The organism is Methylophaga sp. UBA2012 (assembly GCF_002335235.1).
Taxonomy (GTDB): domain Bacteria; phylum Pseudomonadota; class Gammaproteobacteria; order Nitrosococcales; family Methylophagaceae; genus Methylophaga; species Methylophaga thalassica.
In genome coordinates this window covers 45,644-60,688 of the sequence record NZ_DDCG01000002.1, presented here as the reverse complement: position 1 = coordinate 60,688, position 15,045 = coordinate 45,644, and the positions used below count along the sequence as shown (strand labels likewise).

14 protein-coding genes are annotated in these 15,045 nt (G+C 43.8%); 1 reads left to right on the top strand and 13 read right to left on the bottom strand.

What is annotated here, in order from left to right:
• The 9 genes from B2248_RS02000 to B2248_RS01960 all read right to left on the bottom strand — a co-directional run.
• A partial coding sequence (locus B2248_RS02000) for a transporter substrate-binding domain-containing protein (RefSeq protein WP_286721984.1) occupies positions 1-2,132 on the bottom strand: 2,132 nt, incomplete at its 3' end.
• Between the two features lie 11 nt (positions 2,133-2,143).
• Positions 2,144-3,193, bottom strand: a complete 1,050-nt coding sequence (locus tag B2248_RS01995; protein WP_273183006.1) for an HD domain-containing phosphohydrolase — start codon at positions 3,191-3,193, stop codon at positions 2,144-2,146.
• 139 nt (positions 3,194-3,332) lie between these two features.
• Positions 3,333-4,139, bottom strand: a complete 807-nt coding sequence (gene dapB, locus B2248_RS01990) for a 4-hydroxy-tetrahydrodipicolinate reductase (RefSeq protein WP_273183004.1) — start codon at positions 4,137-4,139, stop codon at positions 3,333-3,335.
• 44 nt (positions 4,140-4,183) lie between these two features.
• Entirely contained in the window at positions 4,184-5,296 is a 1,113-nt protein-coding gene (gene dnaJ / locus B2248_RS01985; RefSeq protein ID WP_007144425.1) for a molecular chaperone DnaJ, read from the bottom strand.
• A 90-nt stretch (positions 5,297-5,386) separates the two neighbouring features.
• Positions 5,387-7,306, bottom strand: a complete 1,920-nt coding sequence (gene dnaK, locus B2248_RS01980; RefSeq protein ID WP_273183001.1) for a molecular chaperone DnaK — start codon at positions 7,304-7,306, stop codon at positions 5,387-5,389.
• Between the two features lie 99 nt (positions 7,307-7,405).
• Positions 7,406-7,945, bottom strand: a complete 540-nt coding sequence (grpE, locus tag B2248_RS01975) for a nucleotide exchange factor GrpE (RefSeq protein ID WP_007144423.1) — start codon at positions 7,943-7,945, stop codon at positions 7,406-7,408.
• 784 nt (positions 7,946-8,729) lie between these two features.
• On the bottom strand, positions 8,730-9,473 hold the full coding sequence (gene dnaQ, locus B2248_RS01970; RefSeq protein ID WP_273183000.1) for a DNA polymerase III subunit epsilon: 744 nt from the start codon (positions 9,471-9,473) through the stop codon (positions 8,730-8,732).
• Positions 9,474-9,482: 9 nt separating this feature from the next.
• Complete coding sequence (rnhA, locus tag B2248_RS01965) at positions 9,483-9,926, bottom strand: ribonuclease HI (protein WP_273182999.1); 444 nt, start codon at positions 9,924-9,926, stop codon at positions 9,483-9,485.
• Complete coding sequence (locus tag B2248_RS01960; RefSeq protein ID WP_273182998.1) at positions 9,913-10,644, bottom strand: class I SAM-dependent methyltransferase; 732 nt, start codon at positions 10,642-10,644, stop codon at positions 9,913-9,915. The genes rnhA and B2248_RS01960 overlap by 14 nt, the downstream gene beginning before the upstream one ends.
• Before the next feature lie 26 nt (positions 10,645-10,670).
• On the opposite strand from B2248_RS01960, the gene gloB reads away from it, so the two are divergent.
• The gene (gene gloB / locus B2248_RS01955) at positions 10,671-11,441 is read left to right on the top strand and encodes a hydroxyacylglutathione hydrolase (RefSeq protein WP_273182996.1); all 771 of its coding nucleotides are present in this window, start codon (positions 10,671-10,673) and stop codon (positions 11,439-11,441) included.
• Here the strand turns inward: gloB and B2248_RS01950 are convergent.
• The 4 genes from B2248_RS01950 to B2248_RS01935 all read right to left on the bottom strand — a co-directional run bounded on the left by B2248_RS01950 (position 11,438) and on the right by B2248_RS01935 (position 15,040).
• Positions 11,438-12,259: a mechanosensitive ion channel family protein gene (locus tag B2248_RS01950; protein ID WP_273182995.1), complete on the bottom strand. Its 822-nt coding sequence runs from the start codon at positions 12,257-12,259 to the stop codon at positions 11,438-11,440. The genes gloB and B2248_RS01950 overlap by 4 nt on opposite strands.
• A 1-nt stretch (position 12,260) precedes the next feature.
• On the bottom strand, positions 12,261-13,283 hold the full coding sequence (locus tag B2248_RS01945) for a quinone-dependent dihydroorotate dehydrogenase (RefSeq protein ID WP_273182994.1): 1,023 nt from the start codon (positions 13,281-13,283) through the stop codon (positions 12,261-12,263).
• The gene (locus B2248_RS01940; protein WP_414673462.1) at positions 13,284-14,084 is read right to left on the bottom strand and encodes a DUF2797 domain-containing protein; all 801 of its coding nucleotides are present in this window, start codon (positions 14,082-14,084) and stop codon (positions 13,284-13,286) included.
• 95 nt (positions 14,085-14,179) lie between these two features.
• Positions 14,180-15,040 (bottom strand): mechanosensitive ion channel family protein, encoded by an 861-nt coding sequence (locus B2248_RS01935; RefSeq protein WP_273182991.1) that lies wholly within the window; start codon positions 15,038-15,040, stop codon positions 14,180-14,182.
• Positions 15,041-15,045 lie beyond the last annotated feature (5 nt).

Sequence of the window (15,045 nt, the reverse complement as noted above, 5' to 3'; positions counted from 1 at the left end):
ATTTCATGACTCATATTGGCCAGAAACTCAGATTTAGTGCGATTAGCGACCTCGGCTTTTTCTTTCGCCTCCAGCAACTGTGCTTCCATCTCCAGCCTGTCCGTGAGATCCACCGCAATACCCAACAAGGCATCTTGATTCTGATATTTGATGGGCATGATAGACACCATCATTGAGCGTTCTTCACCATCCAGTTTTTTAAACTGGACGATTTTCTGATCGACAAACCCTTTTGTTCTTATATCTTCCAGAACATCCTCACGCTGACTTGGATTGGCGTAAAAATCGAGAATATTAAATCGCTCCAATTCATCTATTTGTAGGTTGTAATCTAATAAGGCTTGCGGGTTACCAGTAATAATCTGGCCATCATAGCGTGTCACCGAAATTTGCAAGGGAAGATGATCTATCAATGTTTTTGTCTGTGCTTCGGCCGCTTCCCGCAAACGAATCTGAGCAGCGAGCTTTCTATTCCAATATAAAATCCATGCTACTACTACCAGAAATACTGCAATAACCTTCAAAACAAGACTGTAATCAACGATCGTTGCGTATTTATCTTTTCCCCATTCATCCAGAATACGTTGTTTCTCTGTAAGCGAAATCGCATTAAATGTGCGATTAAAAAGACTCACCATAGGCTGATATGCCTCACTAAAGCCGAATGCAAGAGAGGTTTTAAACCCGGTTTCACCCACTATCCTGATATTATTAATCCCCATCTCTGCAATGTGATAGCTGGCTTGTGCCAATGTTGCGACCAATGCATCTACTTTTCCCGTAGACACAGCTGTTAGGCCATCCTGAATGCTCATGACTTCGATGAAGTTAATTTCGGGATACTGGTTACGAATATTATTCACATAACCATATTCATGAATGACCGCAATTTTTTTCTTTTTTATGGAAGAAAGACTTTCGACATAGACATTGTCATCACGCATCACGACAACAATCGGACTATTTAAATACGGCCTGGTGAAAGTAAGAAACTGACCCAGAGTAGAATCACTGGTTTCTGAAATCATATCGACTTTACCAGACTTAATCAGGTCAATAGATTCAGTCCAACTGGACGTTGGAACATACTCAATCGTGATACCCAGCTTCTTTTCTATCAAATGCAAATATTCAGCAACAATACCAATATAGTTGCCATCTTTATCAAATGCTTCGTAGGGCAACCAATTTGGATCACCCGTAAAGCGAATTGTTTTATGTTCGTTTAACCAGGCTTGTTCACTCGGTGACAGGATAATATTTTTGGAAACGCCTTCTGCGATAATATTTCGTTTGAACCACTTGTCATCAATACTACGTTTTTGCACAGCAGAGATAGCCAGCAAACCTTTATCAATAATGGATAACAACACTGGCTCAGATTTCTGCGTAGCCATATAGAGATTCTCACTCCCTAAATAGCGTGTTGACTGTAAGGGTTCGATATTCAGGATCCCTTGCCTGTCCAGCTTGTAACTTAATACCGCATAGTAGTCATACAACAAGTCGGCTTTGCCATTTAAAACCAGCTCAATAGCCTCATCTGCAGTGTTGGTTTCAACAATATTGAGTTCAGGGAAATAACGTTTAATCGTACTGATGCGAGAGTCATCTCTCGGTAAAGCGACCCGTAAATTATCCAGAGAGTTTTTGTCATCCAGCTTGATATCACTGCGAATAAAAAAATACTCTACTGCTTCGTGATAGGGACTGGAAAAAGCCATATATGATGACTTTTCCTGTGTCATGAATACGGCGGGTAATAAATCAATTTCTCCCGCCACAAACTGTTTAAGGTGATCGCGCCAAGTACCTGTCTCCTCATATTTGAATTTCAAACCGGTTAACGATGAAATAATATTAAGGTAGTCTCTAGCTATGCCCTGATACTGGCCTTTCGAATCAATAAAATCGTAGGGTGGCCACTCAGCGCCTCCACCGACAATCACTACTGGATGTGTTTCTATCCAGTCAATTTCTTCCTGCGTTAGTAATACTGGTGTCTGATACTGTGTTTTAACCGTTTCGTTATCCGCCATAACAGTCGAGCTAAACAAAGTAACGACCACATTTAATAACAGAAAGAACAAAGTGATAAACATCATTCTTTTTGTTATTAAATCATCATTCATCTTATATGCTTCTATTTCACTATTTCAGCAAACTTATCAAGATTCTGTATCATCAAGTCCACTAATTCAGGATCAAAGTGAAGACCTCGCTGTTCTTTAATGAACTCAATAGCCTCATTCACAGACCAGGCAGGTTTATAACAACGTTGATGGGTTAAGGCATCAAACACATCCGCTAATGCCACGATACGACCATATATGTGGATATCATCGCCCTTTAGCGCTCTCGGATAGCCACTGCCATCCCATTTTTCATGATGTTGATGAGCAATAATCGCCGCTGATTTAATTAATTTACGTTTGGAACCAGACAATAATTTATAGGCATTAGTGGTATGCGATTTCATGATCTCAAACTCTTCCGGCGTATATTTCCCTGGCTTATGAAGAATCTCATGAGGCACTGTCATCTTACCGATATCGTGCATCGGTGAAGCATGATAAAGGGTATCTGCATCCATATCCGTTAATGTCGGATGAAGTTTTGCCAATAATGCTGAGATTTCTGCCACACGACGTATGTGTTTGCCTGTTTCATCTGATGTCGATTCCATCAGCTCAGTTAAAAACCAGATTAATTCTTTTTGGCTGTTTTCTAATTCAGATAATAATCGAGCCTGGGCGAAACGGGATTTTGTCTCAAGGTCAATATTTTGTTGTTCGAGCCACTTTTTGGTTTGGTATAGCTGGATATGGGTTCTGACACGTGCTAACAGCTCAGCAGCATGAAACGGTTTGGTCACATAATCGACCCCGCCAGCCTGAAATGCCTTGGCAATCGAGTCAACATCGGCTTTGGCCGTGAGGAATATGATAGGAATATCCTGATATTGTGAGCTAGCCTTTATGCGTTTACAGGTTTCATAACCATCGATACCAGGCATCATTATATCGAGCAGAATAAGGTCAAAATCAGCATCATCACTATTGAGAATTGATAATGCTTTTTCGCCACTATTGGCAAAAGAAAACTCATAACTGTCTTCTCTCAGCAAATTCATAGCGACCTGAATATTGTCAGGGACATCGTCAACTATGAGAATCTGAGCATGTGGTGCCATCAATCCAACCTGTTAATGCGTTGGTTCGATTATATAAGTAAGTTAAGAGAAAAGTACAATACCCTGCATGAAGCAGGGTATTGGTAAAGAAATTTAGAGATCAGAAGCAGAGCTCTAACAGAAAGTTGTCAGTCGGAATTTAAGATAAACCTAAGACATCCTGCATATCAAATAACCCATTTTGCTTCTGCATCAACCAGCTAGATGCACGCATGGCACCGAATGCAAAAGTCATACGACTAGAGGCTTTATGAGTAATCTCTACACGTTCACCTTCGGCGGCAAACATAACTGTATGGTCACCCACAATATCGCCTGCGCGAACCGTGGCAAACCCAATCGTATTTCTATCACGTTCTCCGGTACGTCCTTCACGACCATAAACAGCACACTGTTTAAGATCACGACCTAAAGCATCGGCAACCACTTCACCCATACGCAATGCGGTGCCCGATGGCGCATCAACTTTATGGCGGTGGTGTGCTTCAACAATTTCAATATCGACATCATCACCTAATACACGCGCGGCAATATCCAACAATTTTAATGACAGGTTCACCCCAACACTCATATTTGGCGCCAAAATCGTCGCTACTTGCTTTGCCGCATCTTCTATCGCTTGTTTTTGGTCTGCATCAAAGCCCGTTGTACCAATAACTGGTCGACATTGGTTAGCAACACAAGCAGGTAATAAAGCCATAGTCACTTCAGGCAGGGTGAAATCAATAATAATGTCAGAGTCTTTTGTGGCTTGTTCGATATCGGAGCTAATCGCAATACCCAGTTTACCAACGCCAGCTACTTCACCGGCATCTGCACCTATCAACGAAGAATCGGCGCGATCAATGGCTGCGCTGAGTGCTAATCCCTCAGTCTGTTCTACAGCCTGAATCAGACAACGCCCCATTCTGCCAGCAGCGCCATTAATCGCAATCTTAGTTGCCATAATTATTCCTTTTTCATTTCGCTTAATGATGTCAGCACATCATATTATTCAAAAAAACGTTTTACCGCATCCAGCCAGGAGCTATGTTTCGGGTTGTGCTTTTCACCACCCCCTTTCAGATCGCCCTCAAACTCTTGCAATAATTCTTTCTGTTTTTTTGATAACTTCACTGGTGTTTCGATAATAACCCGACATAAAAGATCGCCGGTTGCGCCACCACGAACTGACTGCACACCTTTCCCTTTAAGGCGGAATTGCTGGCCGGTTTGCGTGCCTTCTGGAATCTTCAGATTGGCTTTGCCTTCCAAGGTCGGTACTTCCACTTCACCGCCCAATGCGGCAGTGACGAAACTCAATGGCACATCGCAAAATAAATTTGTACCATCACGAGTGAAGACATCATGTCGGCTGACTGATACTTCAACATATAAATCACCAGCAGGGGCACCATGTGTACCCGCTTCACCTTCACCCGCCAGACGGATACGGTCGCCTGTATCGACACCAGCAGGGACTTTCACTTGCAGTGTTTTTTCTTCCTGAACCAGCCCCTCACCATGACAGTCTGGGCAAGGCTCTTTAATCATTTTACCTGTGCCCCGACAATGAGGACACGGCTGTTGCATGGTGAAGAATCCTTGCTGAATACGTACCTGACCATGACCACCACAGGTGGTACAGGTAACAGGCTGTGTGCCTTTCTTGGCACCACTGCCATCACAGGTGTTACATTCAACATTGACCGGAATACGTATCTTCGCCGTGGTTCCGGCAACGGCATCTTCCAATGACAAATCAAGACGGTATCTTAAATCAGCACCGCGATAAGCCTGCTGTCGGCCACCGCCACCACCGCCGAAAATATCATTAAATACATCACCAAAAATATCGCTGAAGCCGCCACTACTTCTGAATCCTCCACCCATGGATTGATCCACACCCTCATGACCAAACTGATCATAGGCAGCACGTTTTTGACTATCAGATAAAATTTCGTAGGCTTCTTTGGCTTCCTTAAACTTGGACTCAGCTTCAGCATCATCGGGATTTCTGTCCGGATGATATTTCATCGCCATGCGACGATAGGCTTTTTTGATTTCAGCTTCAGTCGCCGTGCGTGATAATTCTAAAACTTCGTAATAGTCTCTTTTGGCCATTATTCTTTTTCCCAACTACCTAAAACGACAAAACAGGCGCCGGAAATTCCTGACGCCTGTTTGCCATGCTCAACATAATCTCGTTAAAGATTATTTTTTGTTGTCGTCGTCAACTTCTTCAAACTCAGCGTCAACGACGTCATCACCTGCTTTTGCATTGTCAGCTTGACCTGCATCAGCACCGGCTTCTGCATTTTCTGCATAAGCACGTTCTGCTAACTTGCCAGCGACTTCACTTAAAGCGGTTGTTTTTGCTTCAATGTCGTCTTTGTCTTCGCCTTTAATCGCTTCTTGTAAAGCGGCGATCGCTGATTCAATTTTTGCTTTTTCATCAGCTTCAACTTTATCACCTAAATCTTTAAGTGATTTTTCTGTGCCGTGAATTAATGCATCAGCTTGGTTACGTGCAGTCACTAGCTCATGGAATTTACGATCTTCATCCGCATGCGCTTCTGCATCTTTCACCATTTTCTCAACTTCTTCATCAGATAAGCCACTAGACGCTTTAATCACGATAGATTGTTTTTTGCCTGTCGCTTTATCTGCTGCTGATACGTTAAGAATACCGTTAGCATCAATATCAAATGTCACTTCGATTTGCGGTGTACCACGTGGAGCAGGAGGAATATCTGCCAAGTCAAAACGACCCAGTGATTTATTCGCTGATGCCATTTCACGCTCACCTTGAAGCACATGAATGGTTACCGCGGGTTGATTGTCCTCTGCTGTTGAGAACACTTGATTCGCTTTTGTTGGAATCGTGGTGTTTTTCTCAACCAGTTTAGTCATCACACCACCCATGGTTTCAATACCCAGGCTCAGTGGCGTGACGTCAAGTAACAATACGTCTTTAACATCACCTGAAAGCACCGCTGCCTGGATAGCAGCACCCACTGCAACCGCTTCGTCAGGGTTCACATCACGACGAGGCTCTTTACCAAACATTTCTTTAACCGCTTCCTGCACTTTAGGCATGCGGGTTTGACCACCGACTAAAATCACATCGTTGATTTCAGATGTAGATAGGCCAGCATCTTTCAGTGCCATTTTACATGGCTCCATGCTGCGTGAAATCAGGTCTTCAACCAATGATTCCAACTTAGCACGAGTTAAACGCATTTCCATGTGTTTAGGACCTGATGCATCAGCCGTGATGTAAGGCAGGTTAATATCTGTTTGCTGGCTTGAAGACAGTTCGATCTTCGCTTTTTCAGCCGCATCTTTCAGACGTTGCAGAGCGAGTGGATCTTTTGCCAGGTCAACACCTTGATCTTTCTTGAACTCAGCCACTAAATAATCAATGATGCGTTGGTCGAAATCTTCACCACCTAAGAAGGTATCACCATTAGTCGCTAATACTTCAAATTGATGTTCGCCTTCAATATCCGCAATCTCAATGATTGATACGTCGAATGTACCACCACCTAGGTCATAAACAACAACGGTAGAATCGCCGCGTTTTTTGTCCATGCCGTATGCCAGTGCAGCAGCGGTTGGTTCGTTGATAATACGTTTAACTTCCAGACCGGCAATTTTACCCGCGTCTTTGGTTGCCTGACGTTGTGAGTCGTTGAAGTAAGCAGGTACAGTGACCACCGCTTCTGTGACAGGTTCACCCAGGAATTCTTCAGCGGTTTTCTTCATTTTCATCAGAACACGTGCTGAAATTTCAGGTGGCGCCATTTTTTTATCGTTAACAGACACCCAGGCATCGCCATTGTCTGCTTCAACGATTTTGTAGGGCACCATATCGATGTCACGCTGAACGACATCTTCTTTAAACTTACGGCCGATCAAACGTTTGATACCGTACAGTGTATTGTTTGGATTAGTGACCGCCTGACGTTTTGCAGACTGACCAACTAAGACTTCGTCATCTTTTGTAAAAGCAATGATTGATGGCGTAGTGCGATCGCCTTCGCTGTTTTCGATAACGCGTGCTTTGCCATCTTCCATCACTGCGACACAGGAATTTGTTGTTCCTAAGTCAATACCAATAATTTTTCCCATTTTTATACTCCATCAATCTTGTATCTTGCTGGCTATTTAAGCCGCCTTCGGATAAGTAATTGGGGGATAAAATTAAAATTTCAAGCCCCGAATGTATTTTTATTGAGAGACCACAACCATTGCCGGTCGAAGTAAACGGCCATTGAAGCTATAGCCTTTCTGCATCACGCTAATAACATGATTGGCTTCAATGCCATCGGCAGGTTGCATAGACACAGCTTGGTGTAATTCAGGGTCAAACGGTTGGCCCACGGGATCAACCTGTTCCAAGCCAAGCTTGCCAATATTGTCGAGTAACATTTTCATGGTCATACTCATACCATCGCGAACAGCATCTAGCGTCGCTGACTCTGATTTAGCCGCATTTAAGCCAAGTTCAAGGCTGTCACAAATGGGTAAAAGCTCATTCACAAACTTATCTAAAGCGTGTTTATGGGCATTTTCCAGGTCCCGAGCATGACGGCGACGAACATTTTCCAGATCAGCACGAGCTAATAACACCTGGTTCCAGTTTTCTTCTGCTTGTTTTTGTGCTTCTTCCAACAACTGTTCTGTTGTTTTTTCTGTTTCTGATGATGCCTCAGTTTCAGCTTGCTCACTCGCTTCTACTTCTGGCTTTTCAATTTCTTCATTGCTCATGATGATGTATTCCGCTTTGCTTCTAACAGAACGTCAATCTGGGGGTAAAAAATTTGATTTCAAGGAAAACTTTGGAATTTATTGATTTTTTTGTGATTACTTGTATTCAAAGCGTTATTTGATTATTTAAGCTTCGAAGTTTCCGGCTAAGTCCGAGTTCATTTATTTTGCTTGTCCAAAAATAAATGCACGCCTCAATGGCAACGTAAAAAAACAAACCATCATCAATACACGAAGGTTTATTTTAGATTTATAAGTCTTTAGTTTCGCCTTGCTGGCGAGTCAGGGAAATATTCGCCACTTCCCTGTGACTCATCTGCAAGCAGGTTGCTTCGCAATTCAAAATCGTTCCCGACGATGTTTGTGCTTGCCCATTTCCCTAACAACCCTAGGGCACCCCACCGTGCTGGCCTGCGGCTCCACTCGTCATAACATTGATTCAGGCGGTCGGCTAAAACTCGCTACGCTCAAACACTAGCCTCCCTAAGACCTGAATAAATGCTATTCCTCATCAGCACAAACGGGGATTAAAAAAGCTCCCAACCTTCCCGTCTATTGCCGCTAAAAATTCACTGCATTTTGTGGATTAAGTGGACACATGTTTGAGCGTAGCGACAAATTTGTCCGGAACGAATTTGGACGCCGGAAGCGCCCAAAGGGTGAGTGACATGGATGTCACGAATCCAATTAAATGAACGCCCCGCGGCAGCTTCGATACTTTAATTCAACGAGCGTGTTGTGTTTCGTTCCTCAACCCAACCTACAACCCTAAAAGTCTTAAAGACTATGATTCTCTCAACCAAACACATTCCCCACCACTGCTTTTCTGCACTTTTTCTAACATCGCCTCATGCGCAGCAAGTTCTTCCTCCGAGGCTCGGATGACTTTGAGTTTTCTGGACTTTACAGTCGCAATCACTTCTTCAGCTTCGCTTCCTGATGTGGTTGAGGTTGCCGTTTCCTCTTCGTTAGCGGCCAGCAACATACTAACCTGGCCACCGGTCATTGCTAAATAAACGTCCGCTAAAATCTCAGCATCCAGTAAGGCTCCATGTAACTCACGGTTGGAGTTATCCACGTCATAACGTTTACATAAGGCATCGAGATTGTTTTTCTGGCCCGGATGTTTGTCCCTGGCCATTTTTAAAGTATCTAATACTGTGCAAAGCGAATTAACACGGCGCTTTTCGCCGCTCAATTTTTTGAGCTCGTGATCAATAAAGCCAACATCGAACGGGGCGTTATGAATAATTAACTCGGCACCTTCAATGAATTGCAAAAAATCTTCAGCAATATCTTCAAAGCTGGGTTTATCCGCTAAAAATTCATTAGTGATACCGTGAACCTCAATCGCACCAGCATCAATCTCACGATGAGGATTGATATATTGATGAAATGTTTGTCCGGTCAGGCGGCGATTAACCATTTCCACACAGCCAATCTCAATAATACGATGATCTTCAGCGGTGCTGATACCGGTGGTTTCGGTATCCAGAATCACTTGTCGTTTAACAACATTTTCTGCCATGGTGTCCTCTTATTTCTTAGCGGCTATTTGTTCTCTGGCGGCAACAGCTAATTGATCTGCGCGTTCGTTTTCAACATGTCCCTGATGACCTCTCACCCATTCCCATTTTACCTGATGAGGCGCTACTGCTTTATCAAGGCGCTGCCAGAGTTCAACATTCTTCACTGGTTTTTTTGCTGCTGTTTTCCAGTTTTTGGCTTTCCAGCCTGTTAACCATTCGGTCATGCCTTTAATGACATACTGTGAATCCGTGGTAATGGTGACCTGACATGGGCGCTTTAATGCTTCAAGTCCGGCGATTACAGCCATCATTTCCATTTGATTATTCGTGGTATTTTTTTCGGCACCGGACAGTTCTTTTTCTTGTCCCTTTGCTCGTAATATCACTCCCCAACCACCTGGGCCGGGATTGCCACTACAGGCACCATCAGTAAATAACTCAACGTGGTCCATCTGTTCCTTCTCTTGTTATCGGCTTATTCACTAAACCGGCTGACGGAAATAAATTCGGTTGACGCCAGCGTTGTTTAAGCGGGTTGAGCGGGATAGTTCTTTTGCATGCCACTACAATCGTCACGCCACCAAAACACGGCCATAAACGTTTACCCCAGCGCTCTAAAAAACGGCACCTATTTAACCAACTCGCTCGGCTAAATGGCGGTCTGAACATGACTTTATGGTGTTCAACCACTTCAAAGTTTAATAGTGCCAACCAATCCCTGATACGGGTTTGGGTAAAAAAATGACCATGCCAAGGCGCATTGTCCTGCCATGAAAACAAGCGGCGCAACCCCCACAAACTCCAGGGATTGAAACTGCATAAAATGACTCGACCGTCGGCGCCAAGAACTCTTTCTGTTTCCCGCAATACCTGATGCGGGTCATGGGCATACTCCAACACATGCAAAAGTAATAAATTATCTATACTGTGAGACTTGAAAGGCAGCGACTCAGCGCTGGCATTTAAATCACCCGTTGGGCCTACAATACTTGTTTTAATCGCTCGATTAGAGGGTGGAAACAAAGAATAATGACCACCTAATTGAACATAAAAATACCCGACTAGAGGATGATTGAGAGATGTCAGGGTATCCTGCTCATGTTGGACGAGCATCTCTCCCAGTGGACTATGCCACCATTGATTCAGTCGTCGTTGTTTGTTCTCATTCATACTGTGAGCCCATTAAAGGAGAAATCATGCTGAGTGTGCACAGAATTCCCGCATTTGAAGACAATTATATCTGGCTTATTCAAGCGCAAGGCACGAATAAAGTCATTGCCGTTGATCCAGGTGATGCGACGCCCGTTCTGAACACCTTAAGAGCCAAATATCTGGACCTTATTGCTATATTGATTACTCACCACCATGCCGATCATACTGCGGGCATTGTTGAGTTAACAAAAGACGTCGCCATTCCCGTTTATGGTCCTGCCAATGAAAACATAAATGGGGTGACTCATCCACAAACTGGCAGAGACACCATTGCTATCGACCCCGCATTTCCTGAATTTACTGTTTTAAATACACCAGGCCATACTCCCGGTCACATTAGCTATTTGGCTGAAGGAAAACTGTTCTGCGGTGATACGCTATTTGCAGCCGGCTGCGGACGCTTATTAGGTGGAACCGCAGAGCAATTACATTCCTCACTCAGCCATCTGGCAACCTTGCCTGCCACAACAGAAATCTATTGTGCTCATGAATACACATTAGCCAATTTACGTTTTGCTAAAGCAGTTGAGCCAGATAATACCTTGCTGATACAACGCTTTGAACAAACAGAAAAAGCTCGCCAGCAGCAGCAAGCTACCGTTCCTTCATTGATGCAAGATGAGCTGGCCACCAACCCTTTCCTGCGTTGTGAGTTAGACAGTATAAAAAAGGCGGCCGAATCCTTTTCCGGTCGCCCACTGGCAGATAGTCAGGCTGTTTTTACAGCATTAAGAGCTTGGAAAGATGCGTTTTAAGCGGCCTTTTCATCTTCTTTATCAAGATTATTAAAGTGAATGTCCATTTGTGGGTACGGAATAGAAATACCGTTTTCATCAAACGCTAATTTGATGGTTTCAATCAATTCCGAACGGACTAGCCAGTAATCATCGGCAGCCACCCATGGGCGCACGTCAAAATTCACACTGCTATCCGCTAATTCAGACACACGAATAACAGGAGCAGGATCTGCCATGACTTTTTCATGACCGGTGACAATATCAGTCAGTAATTTTTTCGCTTTGAGCAAATCATCGTCATAACCGATACCAAACACCATATCGATGCGTCGGGTATCTTTTGCTGAATAGTTAGTGATGGTATCGCCATAAATCAAACCATTGGGGACGATAACTTCACGGTTATCACCCGTCTTCATAATCGTATTGAAAATAGTGATTGTCTCAATGACACCTGCGGTACCTCCAGCTTCAACAAAATCACCAATTTTGAAGGGTCTGAAAAGGATAAGCATCACGCCGGCAGCAAAGTTTTGTAGTGAGTCTTTTAAAGCCAGACCAATCGCCAAACCTGCTGCACCCAGCACAGCGATCATCGAGGTGGTATCGACACCCAGTTGGTCTAAAGCAGCAATCAGTACGAATAATAATAAAATGGCGTTGGCAATGGTGCTAAAGAAATTAATCAGAATAGGATCAAGGTTTGCTCTGACCATCAGTTTGCGTGACATTTTTACCAGCCACTTGACCACTATACGACCGACAAAAACAATGATCGCAGCATAGAGAATATTGATCAGCCAGAATACAACAATACTTCCGGTTGCAGTTTCCATGTTAGTTCCTCTTTGATATGGATTGAATCACTTCTCGAATAAGCGTGGGGCCTTGATAAATCAGGCCACTATAAATTTGTACAAGGGATGCACCCGCATCCAACTTGGCTAACGCTTGTTGAGCAGACATGATTCCACCGGCAGCGATGATAGGCAAGTCATCATCAAGTGCTTCGCGGAAAAGTCTGACAATTTCCGTTGATTTTTCAAAAACAGGTGCACCGCTCAAACCGCCCGCCTCATCAGCATTCTGCAGGCCTGCTACCGCCTCACGATCCATCGTCGTGTTGGTGGCAATCACCGCATCAATTTTATGTTTATTGAATGCCTGTGCCAGTTGCGACACTTCATCAGTTGTCAGATCTGGCGCAACCTTCACGGCCATCGGTACATATTTGTTATGTTGTTCTGCTAAATCAGCCTGTGCCTTTTTTAAGGCTGATAACAAGCTGTCCAGAGACTCGCCAAACTGAAGCGTGCGAAGGCCTGGCGTATTTGGCGAGGAAATATTAATAGTGACATAGTCAGCGTGAGGATAAACCTTATTAAGACCTATTAAATAGTCATCTACCGCTTTCTCAACAGGGGTATCAAAGTTTTTACCGATATTAATACCAATTAAGGTTTTTGTATCCGCTGCTTGTACTTGCTGAATAAGATGATCCACGCCCAGGTTGTTAAAACCCATTCGATTGATAATGCCCTGTGCTTCAGGAATACGAAATAATCGCGGTTTAGGATTACCCGGTTGTGGTCGTGGTGTGACTGTACCAATCTCAACAAAGCCAAACCCGAGTGCCGACATCGCTTCAATGTGATCACCATTTTTATCCAGCCCGGCGGCAAGCCCGACGGCATTCGGAAACGTCAGACCCATCACGCGAACTGGCGTCATTTTCATCTTGCGAGTCATCAGCCATGACGCACCGGTCATTTCCAGCCAATCAAGACCAACTAAACCAAGATGATGGGCCTTCTCGGCATCAAGACGAAACATCAGATCTCGCATAATGCGGTAAAACATTTATACCTCCACTTCGATGTGATAACCGCTAAATTTGCGGAGATTAATAACACCGTTATCTAAAATCAGATACTGGCCTTTAATGCCATCCAACCGTCCTTCAACAGTTGCCGTTTTATCAAAATTAAATGAACTGACTTTTTTCGGATAGGCATTCACCGGGTATTCAATCGTTTGCACAGGCTCAGCTGTTAATACTTGAATAGCTGACTCGCCAAACTGTTGTTGCAGTAAGCTTATTTCACTCTCACACAAGGCTAATAATCGATCTCTTTCCGCAGCCAAATCAAGCGGTTCTGCTTCGCCTTTTAACATTTTCCGCCAGTCAGTTCGGTCAGATACATGCTGTTTAAACATCACCTCAACCAAGCCCGATTGATAACGGCTTTTTACCCGAAAAATAGGCACAGCCTGAGTGGCACCCTGATCAATCCACCGTGTTGGAATCTGATTAATACGGGTGATACCGACTTTTAAACCAGAACTGTTTGCCAGATACACAATATGGTCTTGCATACATACCGCTTCACCCCACTCCGGTTCACGGCAGGTGCCCTGATCATAGTGGCAAAGCTCTGGCTTCATAAAACACAAATCACATTGTGCTAACTTCTGCGAACAGGGAAAACAAAAGCCACCACTGAAACTTTTTTTCGTTAGACGATCGCAATTCAGACAATGGATTTCACCCTGATAGTGTAAGGAAATCGGCTGACCGATCACCTCATTTAAAGCGAATACTTGCTCATCGAGCTTCATTGCATAATGTGCTTGTCTATTGTTAGTCAGGCTGACCTGCATTTTGGACAATTGTCCGCTGAGCTTTGCCACTGAGTCTCCCTTTAATCTGAGTTTTTCTGCTGATCTTATCGTAGATAGGCTGTGGCCGACAGCCGCTATTCTTTGTTGTCCATATTTGGCTTTGGTTCATTATCTGTTACCAAACGAATCGGAAAAGGTTCTGTTACAGAACCGGTATATAGGGAACGATGTGGAAAAGGAATTTCTATCGATTCAGCGTCAAACGCTTCTTTGATTTCTTCATGAATACTGTTTTTGAGTTCAATAAAACTCTCACGCTTCACCCATACCGAAAACTGCATATTCAGCGATGAGTCGCCAAAGCCCAGAAACACAAATTTTGGTTTGGGCTCATCAAGGCAAAGTGGATTGGCCTCTGCCACTTTCTCCAGGACTTTTCTGACCGCCTTGATATCTTCTTTCAGCGCAACAGCAATACTTAAATCAATTCGTCTGATAGGAAAACGCGTCAATGTTGTGACTTCTGACTTAATCAATGTTTCGTTTGGAATGCGCACAAACAAATTATCAAAGGTACGTAATTTCACCGATAACAAATCGATAGAAAGTACTTCACCGGTGGTCTCCCCCACCTTGATTAAGTCACCGACAGAAAAAGGTCGCTCAGCGACTAAAAACAAACCACTGATAATATTGGAGGCCGATGTTTGTGAAGCAAAACCAATAGCAACGGATAACACCCCGGCGGCACCAATTAAAACGCCGAGGTTGAAACCGATCGCATTTAAGCCCATCACAACAAACACCAACAAAATCAAATACGACGCCACGCGTGCCATCAAAAGCTGTTGATGGGTATCAAAACGGTTTTTACTCCATTGACGAACACCTCGACTAGCCATCTTGGCCAGAATCAGCCCGACAATAAAATAAATCAGTGCTTCCGATGCAGAGATAAACCATTCTGCATTGAGACTGTTAAACCATTCCGTCATAACTT

Excerpts from the sequence above, each read along its gene's own strand:
- B2248_RS01940 (WP_414673462.1), bottom strand. The coding sequence starts at position 14,084 with ATGCAGGTCAGCCTGACTAACAATAGACAAGCACATTATGCAATGAAG.
- B2248_RS01960 (WP_273182998.1), bottom strand. The coding sequence starts at position 10,644 with ATGAATGAGAACAAACAACGACGACTGAATCAATGGTGGCATAGTCCA.
- dnaQ (WP_273183000.1), bottom strand. The coding sequence starts at position 9,473 with ATGGCAGAAAATGTTGTTAAACGACAAGTGATTCTGGATACCGAAACC.
- B2248_RS01950 (WP_273182995.1), bottom strand. The coding sequence starts at position 12,259 with ATGGAAACTGCAACCGGAAGTATTGTTGTATTCTGGCTGATCAATATT.
- grpE (WP_007144423.1), bottom strand. The coding sequence starts at position 7,945 with ATGAGCAATGAAGAAATTGAAAAGCCAGAAGTAGAAGCGAGTGAGCAA.
- dapB (WP_273183004.1), bottom strand. The coding sequence starts at position 4,139 with ATGGCAACTAAGATTGCGATTAATGGCGCTGCTGGCAGAATGGGGCGT.
- dnaJ (WP_007144425.1), bottom strand. The coding sequence starts at position 5,296 with ATGGCCAAAAGAGACTATTACGAAGTTTTAGAATTATCACGCACGGCG.
- dnaK (WP_273183001.1), bottom strand. The coding sequence starts at position 7,306 with ATGGGAAAAATTATTGGTATTGACTTAGGAACAACAAATTCCTGTGTC.
- rnhA (WP_273182999.1), bottom strand. The coding sequence starts at position 9,926 with ATGGACCACGTTGAGTTATTTACTGATGGTGCCTGTAGTGGCAATCCC.
- B2248_RS01945 (WP_273182994.1), bottom strand. The coding sequence starts at position 13,283 with ATGTTTTACCGCATTATGCGAGATCTGATGTTTCGTCTTGATGCCGAG.
- gloB (WP_273182996.1), top strand. The coding sequence starts at position 10,671 with ATGCTGAGTGTGCACAGAATTCCCGCATTTGAAGACAATTATATCTGG.
- B2248_RS01935 (WP_273182991.1), bottom strand. The coding sequence starts at position 15,040 with ATGACGGAATGGTTTAACAGTCTCAATGCAGAATGGTTTATCTCTGCA.
- B2248_RS01995 (WP_273183006.1), bottom strand. The coding sequence starts at position 3,193 with ATGGCACCACATGCTCAGATTCTCATAGTTGACGATGTCCCTGACAAT.